Raw genomic sequence first — 15,149 nt, 5'->3', positions numbered from 1 at the left:
CATTCATGTTCGGCAAGCGCACTACATTTGGCGGTAATACCCCTGGCGTTTCGGAAGCTCCGCGACAGCCTGCGCCGACGCCTGTGCCCGCCGCGCGAACCGAGCTGGCAACGCGCGCGCTCGAAACGAGCGTCGGCAAGCCCGCACGCGGTGGCGAAGAAGTCATCGATGTGCGCAACCCCGAGTCCGCTGCCCGCGACAAGGAATATTTCCAGACCAAGTCCGCCATCTTCAATGCGCTGATCGACTCCATCGATCTCAGCCAGCTGGCCACCATGGACCAGGACGCGGCGCGCGAGGAAATCCGCGACATCGTCGCCGAAATCATCGCGCTCAAGTCCATCGTCATGTCGATCTCCGAGCAGGAAGACCTGCTCGAGGACATCTGCAACGACGTGCTCGGCTATGGTCCGCTCGAGCCGCTGCTGGCCCGTGACGACATCGCCGATATCATGGTGAACGGCTCGCAGCGCTGCTACATCGAAGTCAGCGGCAAGGTGAAGCTGACCAATGTCCGCTTCCGCGACGACGCGCATCTGATGAACGTTTGCCAGCGTATCGTCAGCCAGGTCGGCCGCCGCGTCGACGAGAGTTCGCCGATTTGCGACGCCCGCCTTCCCGACGGTTCGCGCGTCAATGTCATCGCCCCGCCGCTCTCCATCGACGGCGCCGCGCTTACCATTCGTAAGTTCAAGAAGGACAAGCTGACCCTCGCCCAGCTCGTCAAGTACAACTCGATCTCCCCCGAGGGTGCGGAAGTCCTGCGCATTCTGGGTCGTGTGCGCGCCAACATCCTGATCTCCGGCGGTACCGGCTCGGGCAAGACGACGCTGCTCAACTGTCTCACGGCGTTCATCGAAAAGGACGAGCGGGTCATCACCTGCGAGGACTCCGCTGAGTTGCAGCTGCAGCAGCCGCACGTCGTGCGTCTCGAAACGCGTCCCCCAAATCTCGAGGGCGAAGGCGAGATCACCATGCGTGATCTGGTCAAGAACTGCCTCCGCATGCGTCCCGAACGCATCATCGTCGGCGAAGTCCGCGGCCCCGAGGCCTTCGATCTGCTGCAGGCCATGAACACCGGCCACGATGGCTCGATGGGCACGCTTCACGCCAACAGCCCGCGCGAAGCTCTCAGCCGCCTGGAATCGATGATCACCATGGGTGGTTATTCGCTGCCCTCGCGCACCATTCGCGAGATGATCGTTTCGTCCATCGATGTCGTCGTGCAGGCCGCCCGTCTGCGTGACGGCTCGCGCCGTATCACCGCCATCTCCGAGGTGCTCGGGATGGAAGGCGACGTGATCGTCACCCAGGACGTCTTCCTCTACGACATCGTCGGCGAGGACCAGAGCGGCAACCTGATCGGACGTCACCGCTCGACCGGCATCACCAAGCCGCAGTTCACCGAGCGCGCCCGCTACTTCAACGAGGAAGCCAACCTCGTTGAAGCACTCGAAAAATCCAACATAGAACAGCGCGACATTCTCAATAACTGAGCGCTAGGATCGCGTAATGAGTATTATCCTACTGGCAGTTCTGGGCTTTGTGGCCGTCGCCGCGGCGGGCTTCGCGCTCGTGCCGTCGTTTGGTACATCCAGCCGTGCTGGCAAGCGGATCAAGGCCCTGCAGGGCGACATCCAGTCCAACCGGCGCGAAAACGCTGCTGCCCGAAACCGCGACACGCGGCGCAAGGACATCCAGCAGACGTTGAAGACGCAGACCGAGCAGCTCGAGAAGCGCCGGAAGAACGTCTCGCTGCAGGACCAGATTTTTCAGGCTGGTCTGAAGATCAAGCGTGGCGCCTTTGTCCGCAATCAGGTGATCCTGGGCGGTATCGTCTTCGCCCTCCTGTTCCTTTTCACCGAATGGTACTTCGCGGCGATCTTCGGTGCCGCCGCCGGCTACCTGCTGCCCAAGATGTACCTCAAGAACCGCCGCAAGTCGTATCAGAACAGGTTCCTCGACGAACTGCCGAACGCTGTCGAAGCCATTGTCCGCGGCGTCAAGTCGGGCCTGCCGCTCAATGACTCGATGCGTGTGGTCGCCAAGGAAGCCAAGGAGCCGGTGAAGTCCGAGTTCCAGCGCGTCCTCGACCAGCAGTCTGTCGGCAAGTCGATGACCGAGGCCGTGCAGATCCTCTTCGAGCGCGTGCCCCTGCCGGAGGTGAACTTCTTCGTCGTTGTCATCACCGTTCAGCAGCAGGCTGGCGGCAACCTCTCGGAAGCCCTCACCAACCTCTCGCACGTGCTGCGCAACCGCAAGAAGATGAAGGCCAAGATCAAGGCCATGTCGTCAGAAGCAAAAGCTTCGGCCGGCATTATCGGTTCACTGCCGTTCATCGTTGCCATTCTGGTGACGCTGACGACTCCCACCTACCTGCTGCCGCTCTTTGAGACGCCGATCGGCAATATCTGGCTGGGCATCGCCGCGATCCTCATGAGCATCGGTATCTTCATCATGAAGAAGATGGTCGAGTTCGACTTCTAGGAGCTGCAGATGGATCTCGTCTCGACCCTGACTGACCCGAAATTCCTGATCGCCGTATTCGCGGCGATTTCCGCGGGTGCGATCGTCTTCACCCTGGGCACGTCGATGCTCGGCAATCGCTCCCAGATCAAGCAGCGCATCAAGCGCGTCGCGCTTGAGCGTGAGAAACTGCGGGCCGAAGAAATGTCGCGTCTGCGGGGCGGCGGCAAGGAGAACGAACCGCGCAGCATCCGCCGCGTCGCGGGCAAGGAGTATATGAGCAAGGTCGTGCAGCGTTTCGACCTGCAGAAAGCCTTTGTCGACGAGAACACCGTCGACCAGTTGGCCCGGGCCGGCTATCGCGGGCAGGGCCCGCTGACCACCTTCCTGTTCATGCGCTTCGTGACGCCCTTCGCCATGTTCTTTGTCGGGCTTTTCTACCTGCAGTTCACCGTCTTCTCGTCCAACCCGGTCTGGCAGAACGCTGTCTATGCGCTGTTCCTGGGCCTTCTGGGCGCCTACCTGCCCAACGTCCTGCTCAAGAACCGGATCATCAAGCGCCAGCAGTCGATCCGCCGCGCCTGGCCGGATTCGCTCGATCTGATGCTGCTCTGCGTCGAGGCCGGCATGTCGGTCGAGCACGCGTTCAAGCGCGTCAGCAAGGAAATCGGCATGCAGAGCCCCGAGCTGGCCGAGGAACTGACACTCACAACCGCGGAACTCAGTTTCCTCGAGGACCGAACACGGGCCTTCGAGAACCTTGGTCGCCGCACCGGCCTCGATAACGTCAAGTCGGTGATGACCTCGCTCATCCAGGCCGACCGTCACGGCACCTCGGTTGGTTCGTCCCTTCGCGTCATGGCGGAAGAAGGTCGCGAGCAGCGCATGATGGAAGCTGAAAAGAAGGCCGCCGCGCTGCCCCCTAAGCTGACCGTGCCGCTGATCGTGTTTTTCTTGCCCGTGCTCTTCATCGTCATCATCTCGCCGGCCATCATCAAGGTCTTCAGCGGCGGCGCCGTCAGCGCTTTCGGCGGCGGTTGAGCCTGCCATTCGCTGCAGAGACAACAAAGGGGCCAATCGGCCCCTTTCCTTTATGTCTGCTGTCGAGGGCTGGAGTCACTCGCCCTTGATCGCATCCCACCGGTTCTGCTGTGTCAGCAGGGCGCGAATATAGGCCATGTTGGCTTCGACCTCGTCGGGTGACAGCTCGGCTGCAAAAAGTGCGCGGCACTCATCGAAGCGGCCCTGCAGCCCGATGACCAGCGCCAGATTTTGCCGGATCTGGCTGGTGGCGCCACGCATCCGCACGGCACGCTGCAACTGCACCTCGGCCTCGCTCAGATTGTTGGTCATTGCATAGGAGAGGCCGATATTGGCGTAGAGCGACGCTTCGTTCGGCGCGATGGTCAATGCCTGCTGGTAGACGGCGCGCGCCTCGGCATTGTTGCCGCTCTGATCGAGGATGGCGCCCTTGACCGACAGCGCGTTCCAGTCCGGCGAGGCCGGATTGATGGCGCCCTCGATGACGTTGAGCGCCTGCTCGAAGCGTCCGGCCGATGTCAGCGCCTTGGCGTAGGCCAGCTTGAGGTCGACGTCCCGCGGGTTGCCACGAACACCGGCTTCCAGCACCGCCATGGCCTGCTCCGGCTGACCCGCGCTGCGGAGGGCCGCAGCATAGTAGATCATCGTACCTTTGTCCTTGGGCGACTTCTTGTAGCGTGCCGCGAGGCTCTCCAGCGTCTGCTGGGACTCCATCCGGCTCTGGCTCGAAAGATCCGTCGTGCCCATGCTCGCACGGTTGCTTGCACAAGCCGAGAGCGTCAGCGCCGCAACGCCGATGAGCAGTCCTGTCCGCAGGCCGCGGCTAAGCAATGAAGGGTAACGCGCAATACTCATGACTCGAAATCCTGCCGGGTGGCTGTCAGAACCGGCCCCGCCAAAAGCAATAATTGATTAACCCTAACACTGGGTTAAGCTCCGACCCTGGCGACGTTGCGTGTCCACCGACTGCGGCGTAAACCTGCTTCTGCCCACATCCCTCCGAACGGAAAATTCCACGATGGCCAAGCCCAAGTCTCTTCCCCTGATCTGTGTTGAAGAGGGAGGCAGCGCCGCCGGTTTGGGCGCGGTACAGCAGGCCTGGGTCAACGCCAGCGGCTTTACGGGCCAGCGCGGCAGGCTGCTCGCTCTGCCGGCCGAGAACGGCACGATTGCGGGCTATCTCTTCGGCCTCGGCAGTCGGACGGATCGCCCCAAGCTGGTGACTGGTCTCGCCTCGGCAGCGCTGGAGCCCGCCCTCTACCGCCTCGAAGGCGATTTCGGCGACGCCACGCTCGCGGCTCTGGGGTTCCGCCTTGGCGCCTATCGCTTCGACAGATACCGCGAACCCAAGTCCACCCCACAACTCGCCGACCTCGAATGCGCCGATATGGGAGAGGTGACGCGGCTGACCGAGGCAGCGTTCCTCGCCCGCGATCTGGTCAACACACCCGCCAGCGACCTGGGACCCGACGCCTTTGCTGCCGAGATCCGCGCCTTTGCCAAACGCCACAAGATGACGTTCAAAGAGATTGTCGGCGATGATCTCCTGTCGCAGAACTTTCCAATGATACATGCCGTCGGCCGGGCCGCTGCCGAGCCGCCACGGCTGATCGACATGGCGTGGGGCAAGGCCTCCGACCCCAAGGTGACCCTGGTCGGCAAGGGAGTGACCTTTGACACCGGCGGCCTCGATATCAAGCCATCTGCCGGCATGCTGCTGATGAAGAAGGACATGGGCGGTGCGGCCAACACTCTCGGCCTCGCCCACGCCATCATGGAAGCCGGCCTCAGGGTCCGCCTGCGGGTGCTGATCCCGATCGTCGAGAATGCCATCTCGGCCTCATCCTTCCGTCCCGGCGACGTGCTGCGCGCCCGCAATGGATCGACGGTGGAGATCGGCAATACCGACGCCGAGGGACGGCTGATCCTGGGCGACGCCCTGAGCCTCGCCGACGAGGAGAGCCCGGACCTGATCGTTGACATGGCGACACTGACGGGAGCCGCCCGGGTCGCCCTCGGTCCTGACCTGCCGCCGCTCTATACCAGTGACGACGCGCTGGCCCGTGACCTGATGGAGTCGGGCGCCGCTGCTGACGATCCGCTCTGGCGCCTCCCGCTCTGGGCTCCCTACGAGTCGATGATCAGCTCCCGCATCGCCGATGTGAACAACGCCGGGCAGGGTGGTTTTGCCGGCTCGATCACCGCCGCACTGTTCCTGCAGCGCTTCGTCAAGCAGGCCAGGAACTGGGTGCATCTTGATATCTTCGCCTGGGCACCGGAAGCCAGGCCGGCCCGTCCGTTCGGCGGAACCGATCAGGCGATCCGTGCGGTCTACGGCGTCCTCAAGCAGCGATATAGTTGACGTAGTCAATCAAATGAAGGACGGTGTCGTCTATCATGGATGACACCACCATCATCGACATTCGGGCTTTCAACCGCTTCTATACGCGCCAGATCGGCGTGCTGGACGAGCATATGGTGCACAGCCCCTTCAGTCTGGCCGAGGGGCGCGTGCTCTATGAGATCGCCTCGCGCGGCCACACCACGGCCAGCGATCTGGTCAAGATATTGGGCATCGACCCCGCCTATCTCAGCCGTATCCTGCGCAAGTTCGTCACCCAGGACCTGGCGTCGTTGTCGCCGAGCCACGACGATCGCCGCAGCAATCAGGTTGCGCTGACCCGCGAGGGTGACGCGGCGATGGCCGAACTGGATGCGGCGTCCGCGGCTGCCGTTGCGAAACTCCTGGCGCCCCTCGGCGAGGCGCAGAAGACGGCACTTGTGACGGCCATGCGGACGATCCGTCAGGTGCTCGATGACGAACTGCCCGCAGCTCCAATCATCCTCAGGCCGCATCGGGTGGGCGAGCTGGGATGGCTCGTGCATCGCCAGGGTCTGCTTTATCAGCAACAGTTTGGCTGGAACGGGGACTTCGAGGTCCTGATCGCAAAGATCTACCACGACTTCGCCGCGGCACCCGAAACACCGCCCAAGGGCCTCTGGGTCGCCGAGCGCGCCGGCAGTGTTGTCGGGTCGGTGTTTGTCGTTCCGTCCGAAGGGCGTCCGGGAACCGCCCAGCTCCGCATGCTCTATGTCGAACCGGAAGCGCGCGGCGCCGGCCTGGGCACCACGCTGGTCCAGCAATCGATCAGTTTTGCACGTGAGGCGGGCTACACCCGCCTGCGTCTATGGACCCAGTCGGTGCTGCAGGCAGCCCGCAAGATCTACGCCGCTGCCGGCTTTGAGTGCGTCGAAACCAGTGCGCATCGCAGTTTCGGCAAGGATCTCATTGGCGAGCACTGGGAACGCGAGCTCTAGTAGCCCCGCGCCAGGTCCACGACATTGGGTAGCGGCAACCCCTTCTCGTGGTCCTGGATGACTTTTGAGAAGTAGGCCACGCCGGTCCGTTCGCTCGATGCCGCCGCGATATGTGGCGTGATGTAGACATTGTCCATGTCCCACAATGGGCTCTCGGCGGGCAGCGGCTCCACCTCGAACACATCGAGGCTGGCGGCGCCAAGCGTACCGTCGCTGAGGGCGCGGACAAGGTCCGCTTCCTTCTGGTGACCGCCGCGGGCCGCGTTGATCACCACCGGGCCCTCGCCATCCAGCCCGCCACGGCGGAGCTTGCTGAACGTCTCGTAGTTCAGGATGCCGCGTGTCTCCGGTGTGAGCGGCAACAGGTTGATGAGGATATCGGTGCCCGAAAGAAAAGTATGGAACTGCTCCTCACCGAAAAACGTCTCGACACCCTCGATTGTCTTTGCGGTCCGGCTCCAGCCACGCAGCTTGTAGCCGAACACCTTCAGGTGCCGGATGGAGTCCTGTCCGAGCTGGCCGAGTCCCATCACGCCGACATTGGCGTCCCAAGCGGGCGCCGGGTAGAGCTGCGACCAGCGCCTGGCGGCCTGGTCGCGCTTGAACCGCGTCGCCAGACGCTGGTGCAGCAGCACGTTCTGCAACACGTAGTCGCTCATGCGCTGCGTCAGGTCCTCGTCCATGAAGCGGACCACGGGCACATTGGTCGGCAGGTTCGGATGGCGCAGCAGAGCGTCGACGCCCGCGCCCAGCGACAGCACGGCCTTGAGATTGACCAGCCCGTCAAACGCGTCCGGCTCGGGCTTCCAGATAAAGATGTACTCCACATCCCTGGGGTCGAAATCATCGTCCCGCAGCACGACGCGCCGACCCGGCAGGGCCGCCGCAAAGCGCTCGGCCCAGCTGCGCTCGTTGAAATCCGCCAGATGTAGCAGCAAAGTCATTCCGTTCCCTCCAAAACGAAAGAGCCGCGCCCCACGGCGCGGCTCCAGATGATCAGGTCGTCGGGTCTTACTGTGCGGCCGGTGCCGCCGGCTCAGCTGCGGCCGGCGCTTCCGCCGCCGCAGGCGCCGTCGCTGCCGGGGCATCGCTCGCAGCAGGCTCGCTCACCGGCGTACCCTGCACCGGCGTGTCCGACTGCGTCTCGGTCGGCGTTTCGATGGCATTCGCGTCGGTGGCGACCGGTTCGGTTGCTGCCGGTTCTGCGGCCACGGGCGCCGGGAACGGTACCGGTGAGGCCGACAGCGTCGACAGGTAGGCGATCATGTTGGCCCGCTCGGCATCGTTCTTGAGGCCGGAGAAGTTCATCTTCGTGCCCGGCGCAAAATCCTTCGGCGCCAGCAGGAAGTGGTCGAGGTTCTCGTAGCTCCAGACGTCGCCGCTGGCGCGATGCTCTTCAAGCACCGCCGAATAGGCAAAGCCTTCGTGGCTGCCGATGACACGGCCAACGACATCATAGAGTTCCGGACCGGTCTTGTTGCCGGCGCCTTGCGCGAAGTTGTGGCAGCTCTGGCACTTCTTGGCCACGTTCTGCCCCGCTGCAGCATCGGCGCTGGCCAGCAGGACGCTGATCGGCACTTCCTCGACGACGGCTTCCGCGACGGCGCTTTCTGTACCCTCGGGTTCTGGCAGGGTATAGCCCGGCCCGTTCTCTCGGGGGTGGTAGACGGCCTCGGCGAGGAATCCAACGCCCATGACGAATAGGAGGGTGCCAAGGATGGCACCGATAATCTTGTTGAGCTCGAACGAATCCATTGCGGTCTCTTTGCCTTTTCCGCCGGTATAAACAATTGACGCGGAGCTTTAAATGCCCGCTTGCAGCCCCCAGGCGCAAGGGAGACCTGACCCGACGCGCGCGGAAGATAGTCTGAGCGCTCCCGTGGCGCAACGGGTTACCGCCCACCTGCGACAATTCCCACAGCGGTTGTGAGGCGCGTTACCGGCCGAGCTTCAATTGACTCCCCCCGGCCGAGACGCCATGAGTGTCGCCGCGAGGCAAACTGGGGATCACAGAATGGCAAAAAAGGTCGCGTTTCAGGGCGAAAGTGGCGCTTTCAGCCACGCTGCGGCCCATGCGCTCTTTCCCAAGGGAGAGCCGGTCCCCTGCGTCACTTTCGAGGACACCATCACGGCCGTGCAGAAGGGGACTGCCGATTTCGGCGTTGTTCCGGTCGAAAACTCGCTCTACGGCCGCATCACCGACATCTATCACCTGCTCCCCGAAAGTGGCCTGTTCATTACCGCCGAGCACTTCCTGCGGGTTGAAATGAACCTGCTAGGCGTCAAGGGCGCGCAACTGTCCGACATCAAGTCCGTGCAGTCGCTGTCGGTGGCGCTTGGGCAGTGTCGCAAGTTCATCCGCAAGCATCGGCTCAAGACCATCAACGCTGTGGATACGGCCGGTTCCGCCCGCGAAATCGCCGAAAAGGGCGACAAGTCGCTGGGCGCGATCGCCTCCCGCTTCGCTGCCGAGGTGTACGGCCTTGATGTGCTGGCCTCCAATATCGAGGACGCCGCGCACAACACCACGCGCTTCCTGGTGATCTCGAAAACCCCGGAAGAGCCGAAGAAGACCGCCGGCAAGGTCAAGACGACCTTCGTCTTCCGCGTCCGCAACGTGCCCGCCGCGCTCTACAAGGCGATGGGCGGCTTTGCCACCAATGGCGTCAACATGACCAAGCTTGAGAGCTACATGCTCGACGGGTCGTTTACCGCGACCCAGTTCTATGCCGATATCGAAGGCCGCCCGACCGATCCGTCAGTGAAACTGGCGTTTGAAGAACTGCAGTTTTTCACCGATCAGTTCCGCGTACTCGGCGTCTATCCTGCCGGTCAGTTCTAGGGGCGAGTTAGGGCGGAAGGCCATGCGGCCACCCCGCCCCGGTCATTCAGCGATAAAGCGACGGGTGCACCCAGAGGGTGACTCGGTTGCCCTTGGTGAGCCGCACACCGACGACGTCGTCGGCCAGATAGCGTGCATCATCGAGGGCCGCCTCAAGGGTATCGTTGCGCCCGATTGCGCCGATCAGTTGCGTCGCATTGCCCATGTTGCGAACGGGTGCATGCGGACTGTTCTCGCAGACCGGACGAACCCAGACGCGCCAGTCCTCATCGATGCCGCGCACCTCACGAACCGACACTCTGGGAAGATAACCCATGCCGTATTCGCACGGCGGTTCATCACTTGATGTCTGGGGCTTGGGGCTGTTCGGCGTTTTCAGGAAGGCCTGGGCCGAAGCAATCTGAGGGGTCAACACGAGAGCGATTGCGCCGACCGCAGCGAGTTTGAGTGCGTTGTGCATTTGAGCGTCTCCTTTGTTGCAGTGTGGCCGGTGTCAACACACCCGGCCTTCATCCGATACAAAGGACAGTCGCACCCGGAGCTTGAACCTCGGCTGAAGGGCACGTTCAGGTCAGATGAAATGAGCGGTGCTTTGCGCTATGGTGTTGCCATGACTGATTTGACACCGGCCGCAACGCGCTCCCTGTCCCATGTCAGGGACTGGGTCTTCGACCTCGACAACACGCTCTACCCGCGTGAATGCAATCTGTTTGCCCAGATCGACACACTGATCTCGCACTACATGATGTCGGTCACCAATCTGGAGTTCACCGAGGCCCGGGCCCTGCAGAAGACCTACTATCGGGATTTCGGTACGACGCTGAATGGCCTGATGAGCCGGCACGACGTCGATCCGGATCATTTCCTCAGGACCGTGCACGCCATCGACTATTCAGGCGTCGAGGGGCACACGGCGCTGGTCGGCGCAATTCGCGCTCTGCCGGGGCGGAAGTTCATTCTCACGAACGGCGATGTGGGCCACGCCCGCGCCGTTCTGGGCCGCCTTGGCGATGCGGAAGACCTGTTCGAAGATATCTTCGACATCCGGGCGATGAAGTTCACCCCCAAGCCGTTGCCGGAGGCCTATCAGGCCTTCTTTGATGCGCACGGTATCGACGTGGAACGTGCCGCCATGTTTGACGATCTGGACAAGAACCTGCGGGTGCCGCACGAACGCGGCATGTCCACCGTACATGTCGTGGCCGGGGCGGATTTCGCGCATGACCAGGTGGAGGCCTGGGAACTCGACCGGAACGGCGGGCCGCACATCCACCATGTGACATCCGACCTCGCCGGCTTCCTGCAACGCCTGCCCTGAGTCAGCCGAGGCCGACTTCGGGCAGATTGTAGTACTCGCGCACCACGCTCCAGCCTTCTTCGGCCGAGTCCACCACAGTAAAAAGGCTCGGGTCATCCGGTCCGATTGTTCCGGCGTCCGCAAGCGCCTGGAAGTTGATGACCTGGTTCCAGAAATCGATGCCGAACAGCAGCACCGGAATGCGTTCCATTCGGCCGGTCTGGATCAGCGTCAGAGTCTCGAAGAACTCGTCGAGTGTCCCGAAGCCACCCGGGAAGATGGCGACGGCCCGGGCCCGCAACAGGAAATGCACCTTCCGCGTCGCGAAATAGTGGAAGTTGAAGCTCAGTTCCGGGGTCACATAGGCATTGGGGGCCTGCTCGTGCGGCAGCACGACATTGAGCCCGATGCTAGGGGCCCCGACATCATCGGCACCACGATTCCCCGCCTCCATCACACCCGGCCCGCCCCCGGTCACGACGACAAAGTCCGTGTAGCCGGTGGCCTTCGATGTCGAGGAGGCAAACTGGGCAAAATGGCGCGCCTCGTCGTAGTAGCGTGACGCGAGTTCGAGGTTTTCGCGCTGCTTGTCGTTCTTCGCCGCCCAGGCCGCCTTGCCGGGCTCCGGAATTCGGGCGCCGCCAAAGAGAACCACGGTGGAATTGACCCCGCGTTCGCGCAACCGGGAGTCCACCTTCAGGTACTCGAGCTGAAAACGGATTCCCCGCGTTTCCTCTGCGGTGAGGAATTCGTCGTCGGCGAAGGCCAGCCGATAGGCCGATGACTCGGTCTGTGGCGTCACGGGTATGTGTCGTGACGTTTCCAGGTCCTGCCCCGACGTGCGCAGCGGTGTTGGGCGGCGTTTGGCCATTCTGGCTCTCCTTTTCAATACGGTCAGAGGGTGGCACGCTGGCGGTTAAGGATCGTTGACACCATGTCGACGGCGGGTAATGTCCCCGCCGAACCGAGCAAGGAGCAACACGTGGCCCACGAAGACCTGCAGAAGACGATCGAAACCGCCTTCGAGGCCCGTGCAGAACTGACATTTGCCACCAAGGGCGAAGTGCGCGATGCCGTGAACACGGCACTTGAACTGCTCGACAGCGGCAAGGCCCGCGTCGCCGAAAAAGGCCCGGATGGAAACTGGCAGGTCAATCAGTGGCTCAAGAAGGCCGTTCTGCTGAGCTTTCGCCTCAACGACAACACGCTGATTGAGGGTGGACCCGACAGCGCACGCTGGTGGGACAAGGTGCCCTCGAAGTTCGCCGGCTGGACAGAGAACCGCTTCCGCGACGCCGGTTTCCGCGCTGTCCCCGGCGCCGTCGTCCGCCGTTCTGCCCATATCGCCAGGGGCGCTATTCTCATGCCGTCCTTTGTCAATCTAGGCGCCTATGTCGATGAAGGCACCATGGTCGATACCTGGGTGACCGTCGGCTCCTGCGCGCAGATCGGCAAGCATGTGCATCTGTCTGGCGGCGTCGGCATCGGCGGTGTGCTCGAGCCCTTGCAGGCGGGTCCCGTCATCATCGAGGACAACTGCTTCATCGGCGCACGCTCCGAGATTGTCGAAGGCGTCGTCGTTGGCGAAGGCTCGGTCATATCGATGGGCGTCTTCATTACCTCCTCGACCAAGATCATCGACCGGAATACCGGCGAGATCTTCATCGGCAAGGTGCCGCCGTACTCGGTCGTCGTGTCCGGCAACCTGCCGGGCAAGCAGTTGCCCGATGGTACACCCGGCCCAAGTCTCTACTGCGCCGTGATCGTCAAGCGTGTCGACGAGAAGACCCGCAGCAAGACGTCGGTCAACGACCTGCTGCGGGACTGACGCTGCTTCTGGCCCCGTCCTTGCGACTCCTGTAGCCTGCCGATTGCGCGGGGGGCTGCGCTCTGGACGCCCGAGGGGGGCAACATGGATTTCAAGGCACTCTACACAACGACCGAAGGACGGATTTCACGTCAGACCTGGTGGATTGGCGCCATCATTCTTGGCGTGGCCAATATCGTCATATCGATGCTGCTCTTGCCGCTGCTGGGTCTGGGCATGCCTGACCTAAGCAGGTTGATGGTCGACGGCGCTGACCCGACGACGCTGATGCCCGAAATGATGGGGGCCATGCAGGGTGCCGCCTGGGGCAGCATGGTCGTCTTCCTGATCTTCGCCTATCCCGCCTACTGCCTGTCGGTGAAACGCCGCCACGACAAGGACAATGCAGGGCTCGATGTCCTGATCTATTTCGGTGTCACCGCGCTCCTCTTGCTGGTTCAGGCCCTTGGCCTCGGCTACACAATTGGCGACATGAATGGCATTCCTGTGCCGCAGCCGAGCCTGATCTACATGGCTATCGGTCTGGTTGGCGGCGTCTTCGGTGTCTACATGCTGGTCGTTCTGGGCTTTCTCAAAGGCACTGACGGCGCCAACAGCTACGGTCCCGATCCGCTTGCTAGCTGACCACTTCTGAAACCTGCCCGGACGGGACCAGACGCTTTGAACACACTCGATCCCGTCAGGCTGCTGGCTGATCTGATCCGCTGTGCTTCGGTGACACCGGCTACGGCCGGTGTCTTTGACGTGCTGCAATCCGCGCTGGAGCCTCTCGGATTTGCAGTGACGCGCGTGACCTTCGAGGGCGATGGCTCCTACCCGGTCGAAAACCTGTTCGCGACTCGCGGGGAGGGCGGCAGGCACCTCCTGTTTGCTGGCCATACCGACGTCGTGCCGCCAGGAGATCCGAACCAGTGGGCTTCCGGTCCCTTCGATCCGGCCATTCGCGCCGGTCGCATCTTTGGCCGCGGCTCGGCGGACATGAAATCCGGCGTGGCAGCCTTCGTGGCCGCCTGCGCCGAAGCGCCCCTCTCCGGCACCATCTCGCTCGCCATCACCAATGACGAGGAGGCTGATGCCGTCAACGGCACCGACAAACTCCTGGCCTGGGCAAAGGAGCGCGGGCACGTCTTCGACTTTGCCATCGTCGGGGAACCCAGCGCCGCTGTCACCCTTGGCGACAGCATCAAGATCGGCCGCCGCGGATCGCTCAACGGCAGGATCAGTGTCGCTGGCATCCAGGGGCACGTTGCCTATCCGGACAAGGCCCGCAATCCGCTGCCCGTGCTGGCCCAGGCTGTGCTTGAACTCAGCGGCAAACTCGACGATGGCAACGCACAGTTTCCGCCAAGCAATCTCGAATTCACCTCGCTTGATGTCGGCAACGACGTCACCAATGTCATTCCGGGCGCCGCCACCGCCCGTTTCAATGTCCGCTTCAATGATGGCTGGACGCCGGAAGCGCTGGCCGACGCCATCAATGGGAAGCTCGCGGAAATCGCCGCCGAGATGGAGTGCGAGATCACCTTCGAGGTGGTTGGCCGGCCATCGCGCTCTTTCCTGTCCCCCGTCAGTGGCGCGGTGGAGATTCTGTGTCAAACAATCGAACGGGTGACCGGTGCACGCCCCGAACTCTCAACGGCCGGCGGCACGTCGGATGCGCGGTTCGTCGCGCACTATTGCCCCGTTGTGGAATTTGGTCTGCCGGGTCAGACCATGCACAAGGCCAATGAGAGCGTCGCAGTAGCGGATGTCACGGGCCTGTCTGCCCTTTATGCTGCCTTCATCAAGGACTTTTTCGCTTGAATCCGCTCGCCGATCTCAAGAATGCGGCCCTCGGCTGGATCGACCTGATTGGCAGTCGTCCCGCCGCCGCAGGGCGTTTCAACGCCACCCGCGCCGGGCTGCTCACCATGCTGGGCTTCTACTTCTTGCTGGTGGTCCTGACTCGCGGCATTCAGGCTGTCACGCTCGTCGGCACCGTCCCCAGCCTGGTCGACATTTCCGTGGCTCTGGTGCTCAACGCCCTGCCCATGCTGGTTGTGCTTGCCGCCATCTTCATCACCGTCAGGTTTCTCAAGCCTGCGGCGAGCGACCTGGAGTTGATGGTGCCGGCGGGTTACGCGCTGGTCTTTCTTCTGGCCATCGGCCTGCCGATGTCGCTCTTTGTCGGCGCCAGCTTTGCGCCGGCGTTGCAGGGCGTCCTAGGATATATGCTCTACCGCCTGGCGCGTGATATCGGCAAGTTTTCGATGGGCATTTCAATCGGCTTTGCCATTTTGAGCGTCGTGCTGCTTGTCGCGGTGCCCATCGGCCTCTACATGCTGCTTAACCCCAGCCTTCCCACCCCTGACTGACCG

16 protein-coding genes are annotated in these 15,149 nt (G+C 62.7%); 11 read left to right on the top strand and 5 right to left on the bottom strand.

Going from position 1 to position 15,149, the window contains the following annotated elements:
• Positions 1–5 precede the first annotated feature (5 nt).
• Genes AC0L4C_RS02100 through AC0L4C_RS02090 form a run of 3 tightly spaced genes read left to right on the top strand, consistent with a single transcriptional unit; the run spans position 6 to position 3,507 of the window.
• Positions 6–1,496 (top strand): CpaF family protein, encoded by a 1,491-nt coding sequence (locus tag AC0L4C_RS02100; RefSeq protein WP_473401870.1) that lies wholly within the window; start codon positions 6–8, stop codon positions 1,494–1,496.
• 16 nt (positions 1,497–1,512) lie between these two features.
• Entirely contained in the window at positions 1,513–2,487 is a 975-nt protein-coding gene (locus tag AC0L4C_RS02095) for a type II secretion system F family protein (RefSeq protein ID WP_473401869.1), read from the top strand.
• Between the two features lie 9 nt (positions 2,488–2,496).
• On the top strand, positions 2,497–3,507 hold the full coding sequence (locus AC0L4C_RS02090) for a type II secretion system F family protein (protein ID WP_473401868.1): 1,011 nt from the start codon (positions 2,497–2,499) through the stop codon (positions 3,505–3,507).
• Between the two features lie 75 nt (positions 3,508–3,582).
• On the opposite strand, the gene AC0L4C_RS02085 is transcribed toward AC0L4C_RS02090, so the two are convergent.
• On the bottom strand, positions 3,583–4,362 hold the full coding sequence (locus tag AC0L4C_RS02085) for a tetratricopeptide repeat protein (RefSeq protein WP_473401867.1): 780 nt from the start codon (positions 4,360–4,362) through the stop codon (positions 3,583–3,585).
• Between the two features lie 163 nt (positions 4,363–4,525).
• On the opposite strand from AC0L4C_RS02085, the gene AC0L4C_RS02080 reads away from it, so the two are divergent.
• Together AC0L4C_RS02080 and AC0L4C_RS02075 are read left to right on the top strand one after the other, a co-directional pair.
• Positions 4,526–5,869, top strand: a complete 1,344-nt coding sequence (locus AC0L4C_RS02080) for a leucyl aminopeptidase family protein (RefSeq protein WP_473401866.1) — start codon at positions 4,526–4,528, stop codon at positions 5,867–5,869.
• 35 nt (positions 5,870–5,904) lie between these two features.
• Complete coding sequence (locus AC0L4C_RS02075) at positions 5,905–6,825, top strand: bifunctional helix-turn-helix transcriptional regulator/GNAT family N-acetyltransferase (RefSeq protein ID WP_473401865.1); 921 nt, start codon at positions 5,905–5,907, stop codon at positions 6,823–6,825.
• Here the strand turns inward: AC0L4C_RS02075 and AC0L4C_RS02070 are convergent.
• Both AC0L4C_RS02070 and AC0L4C_RS02065 read right to left on the bottom strand, forming a co-directional pair.
• Positions 6,822–7,769, bottom strand: a complete 948-nt coding sequence (locus tag AC0L4C_RS02070; RefSeq protein WP_473401864.1) for a 2-hydroxyacid dehydrogenase — start codon at positions 7,767–7,769, stop codon at positions 6,822–6,824. The two genes, AC0L4C_RS02075 and AC0L4C_RS02070, sit on opposite strands and share 4 nt — an antisense overlap.
• Positions 7,770–7,836: 67 nt before the next feature.
• Positions 7,837–8,580 carry a c-type cytochrome gene (locus tag AC0L4C_RS02065; RefSeq protein ID WP_473401862.1) on the bottom strand — a complete coding sequence of 248 codons (744 nt, stop codon included), beginning with the start codon at positions 8,578–8,580 and terminating at the stop codon, positions 7,837–7,839.
• A 259-nt stretch (positions 8,581–8,839) separates the two neighbouring features.
• Here AC0L4C_RS02065 and AC0L4C_RS02060 point away from each other — a divergent pair, with 259 nt between their 5' ends.
• Positions 8,840–9,667 (top strand): prephenate dehydratase, encoded by an 828-nt coding sequence (locus AC0L4C_RS02060; RefSeq protein WP_473401861.1) that lies wholly within the window; start codon positions 8,840–8,842, stop codon positions 9,665–9,667.
• A 46-nt stretch (positions 9,668–9,713) separates the two neighbouring features.
• On the opposite strand, the gene AC0L4C_RS02055 is transcribed toward AC0L4C_RS02060, so the two are convergent.
• On the bottom strand, positions 9,714–10,127 hold the full coding sequence (locus AC0L4C_RS02055; protein ID WP_473401860.1) for a hypothetical protein: 414 nt from the start codon (positions 10,125–10,127) through the stop codon (positions 9,714–9,716).
• A 150-nt stretch (positions 10,128–10,277) separates the two neighbouring features.
• Between AC0L4C_RS02055 and AC0L4C_RS02050 the strand changes: the two genes are divergently transcribed.
• The gene (locus AC0L4C_RS02050) at positions 10,278–10,985 is read left to right on the top strand and encodes a pyrimidine 5'-nucleotidase (protein WP_473401859.1); all 708 of its coding nucleotides are present in this window, start codon (positions 10,278–10,280) and stop codon (positions 10,983–10,985) included.
• 1 nt (position 10,986) lies between these two features.
• Here the strand turns inward: AC0L4C_RS02050 and AC0L4C_RS02045 are convergent, their stop codons facing one another.
• Positions 10,987–11,835, bottom strand: a complete 849-nt coding sequence (locus tag AC0L4C_RS02045; protein ID WP_473401858.1) for an LOG family protein — start codon at positions 11,833–11,835, stop codon at positions 10,987–10,989.
• A 111-nt stretch (positions 11,836–11,946) separates the two neighbouring features.
• Here AC0L4C_RS02045 and dapD point away from each other — a divergent pair, with 111 nt between their 5' ends.
• The 4 genes from dapD (at position 11,947) to AC0L4C_RS02025 (ending at position 15,146) form a co-directional block, all read left to right on the top strand.
• Positions 11,947–12,792: a 2,3,4,5-tetrahydropyridine-2,6-dicarboxylate N-succinyltransferase gene (gene dapD, locus AC0L4C_RS02040; RefSeq protein ID WP_473401857.1), complete on the top strand. Its 846-nt coding sequence runs from the start codon at positions 11,947–11,949 to the stop codon at positions 12,790–12,792.
• An 84-nt stretch (positions 12,793–12,876) separates the two neighbouring features.
• The gene (locus tag AC0L4C_RS02035; RefSeq protein WP_473401856.1) at positions 12,877–13,416 is read left to right on the top strand and encodes a DUF805 domain-containing protein; all 540 of its coding nucleotides are present in this window, start codon (positions 12,877–12,879) and stop codon (positions 13,414–13,416) included.
• A gap of 36 nt (positions 13,417–13,452) precedes the next feature.
• On the top strand, positions 13,453–14,595 hold the full coding sequence (gene dapE / locus AC0L4C_RS02030) for a succinyl-diaminopimelate desuccinylase (protein WP_473401855.1): 1,143 nt from the start codon (positions 13,453–13,455) through the stop codon (positions 14,593–14,595).
• Positions 14,592–15,146 carry a hypothetical protein gene (locus tag AC0L4C_RS02025; RefSeq protein WP_473401854.1) on the top strand — a complete coding sequence of 185 codons (555 nt, stop codon included), beginning with the start codon at positions 14,592–14,594 and terminating at the stop codon, positions 15,144–15,146. The genes dapE and AC0L4C_RS02025 overlap by 4 nt, the downstream gene beginning before the upstream one ends.
• Positions 15,147–15,149: the final 3 nt, after the last annotated feature.

Source organism: Devosia sp. J20-27 (assembly GCF_055808595.1).
Note: the sequence above shows the minus strand (reverse complement) of the source record. Positions and strands in the feature narration are given on the sequence as shown.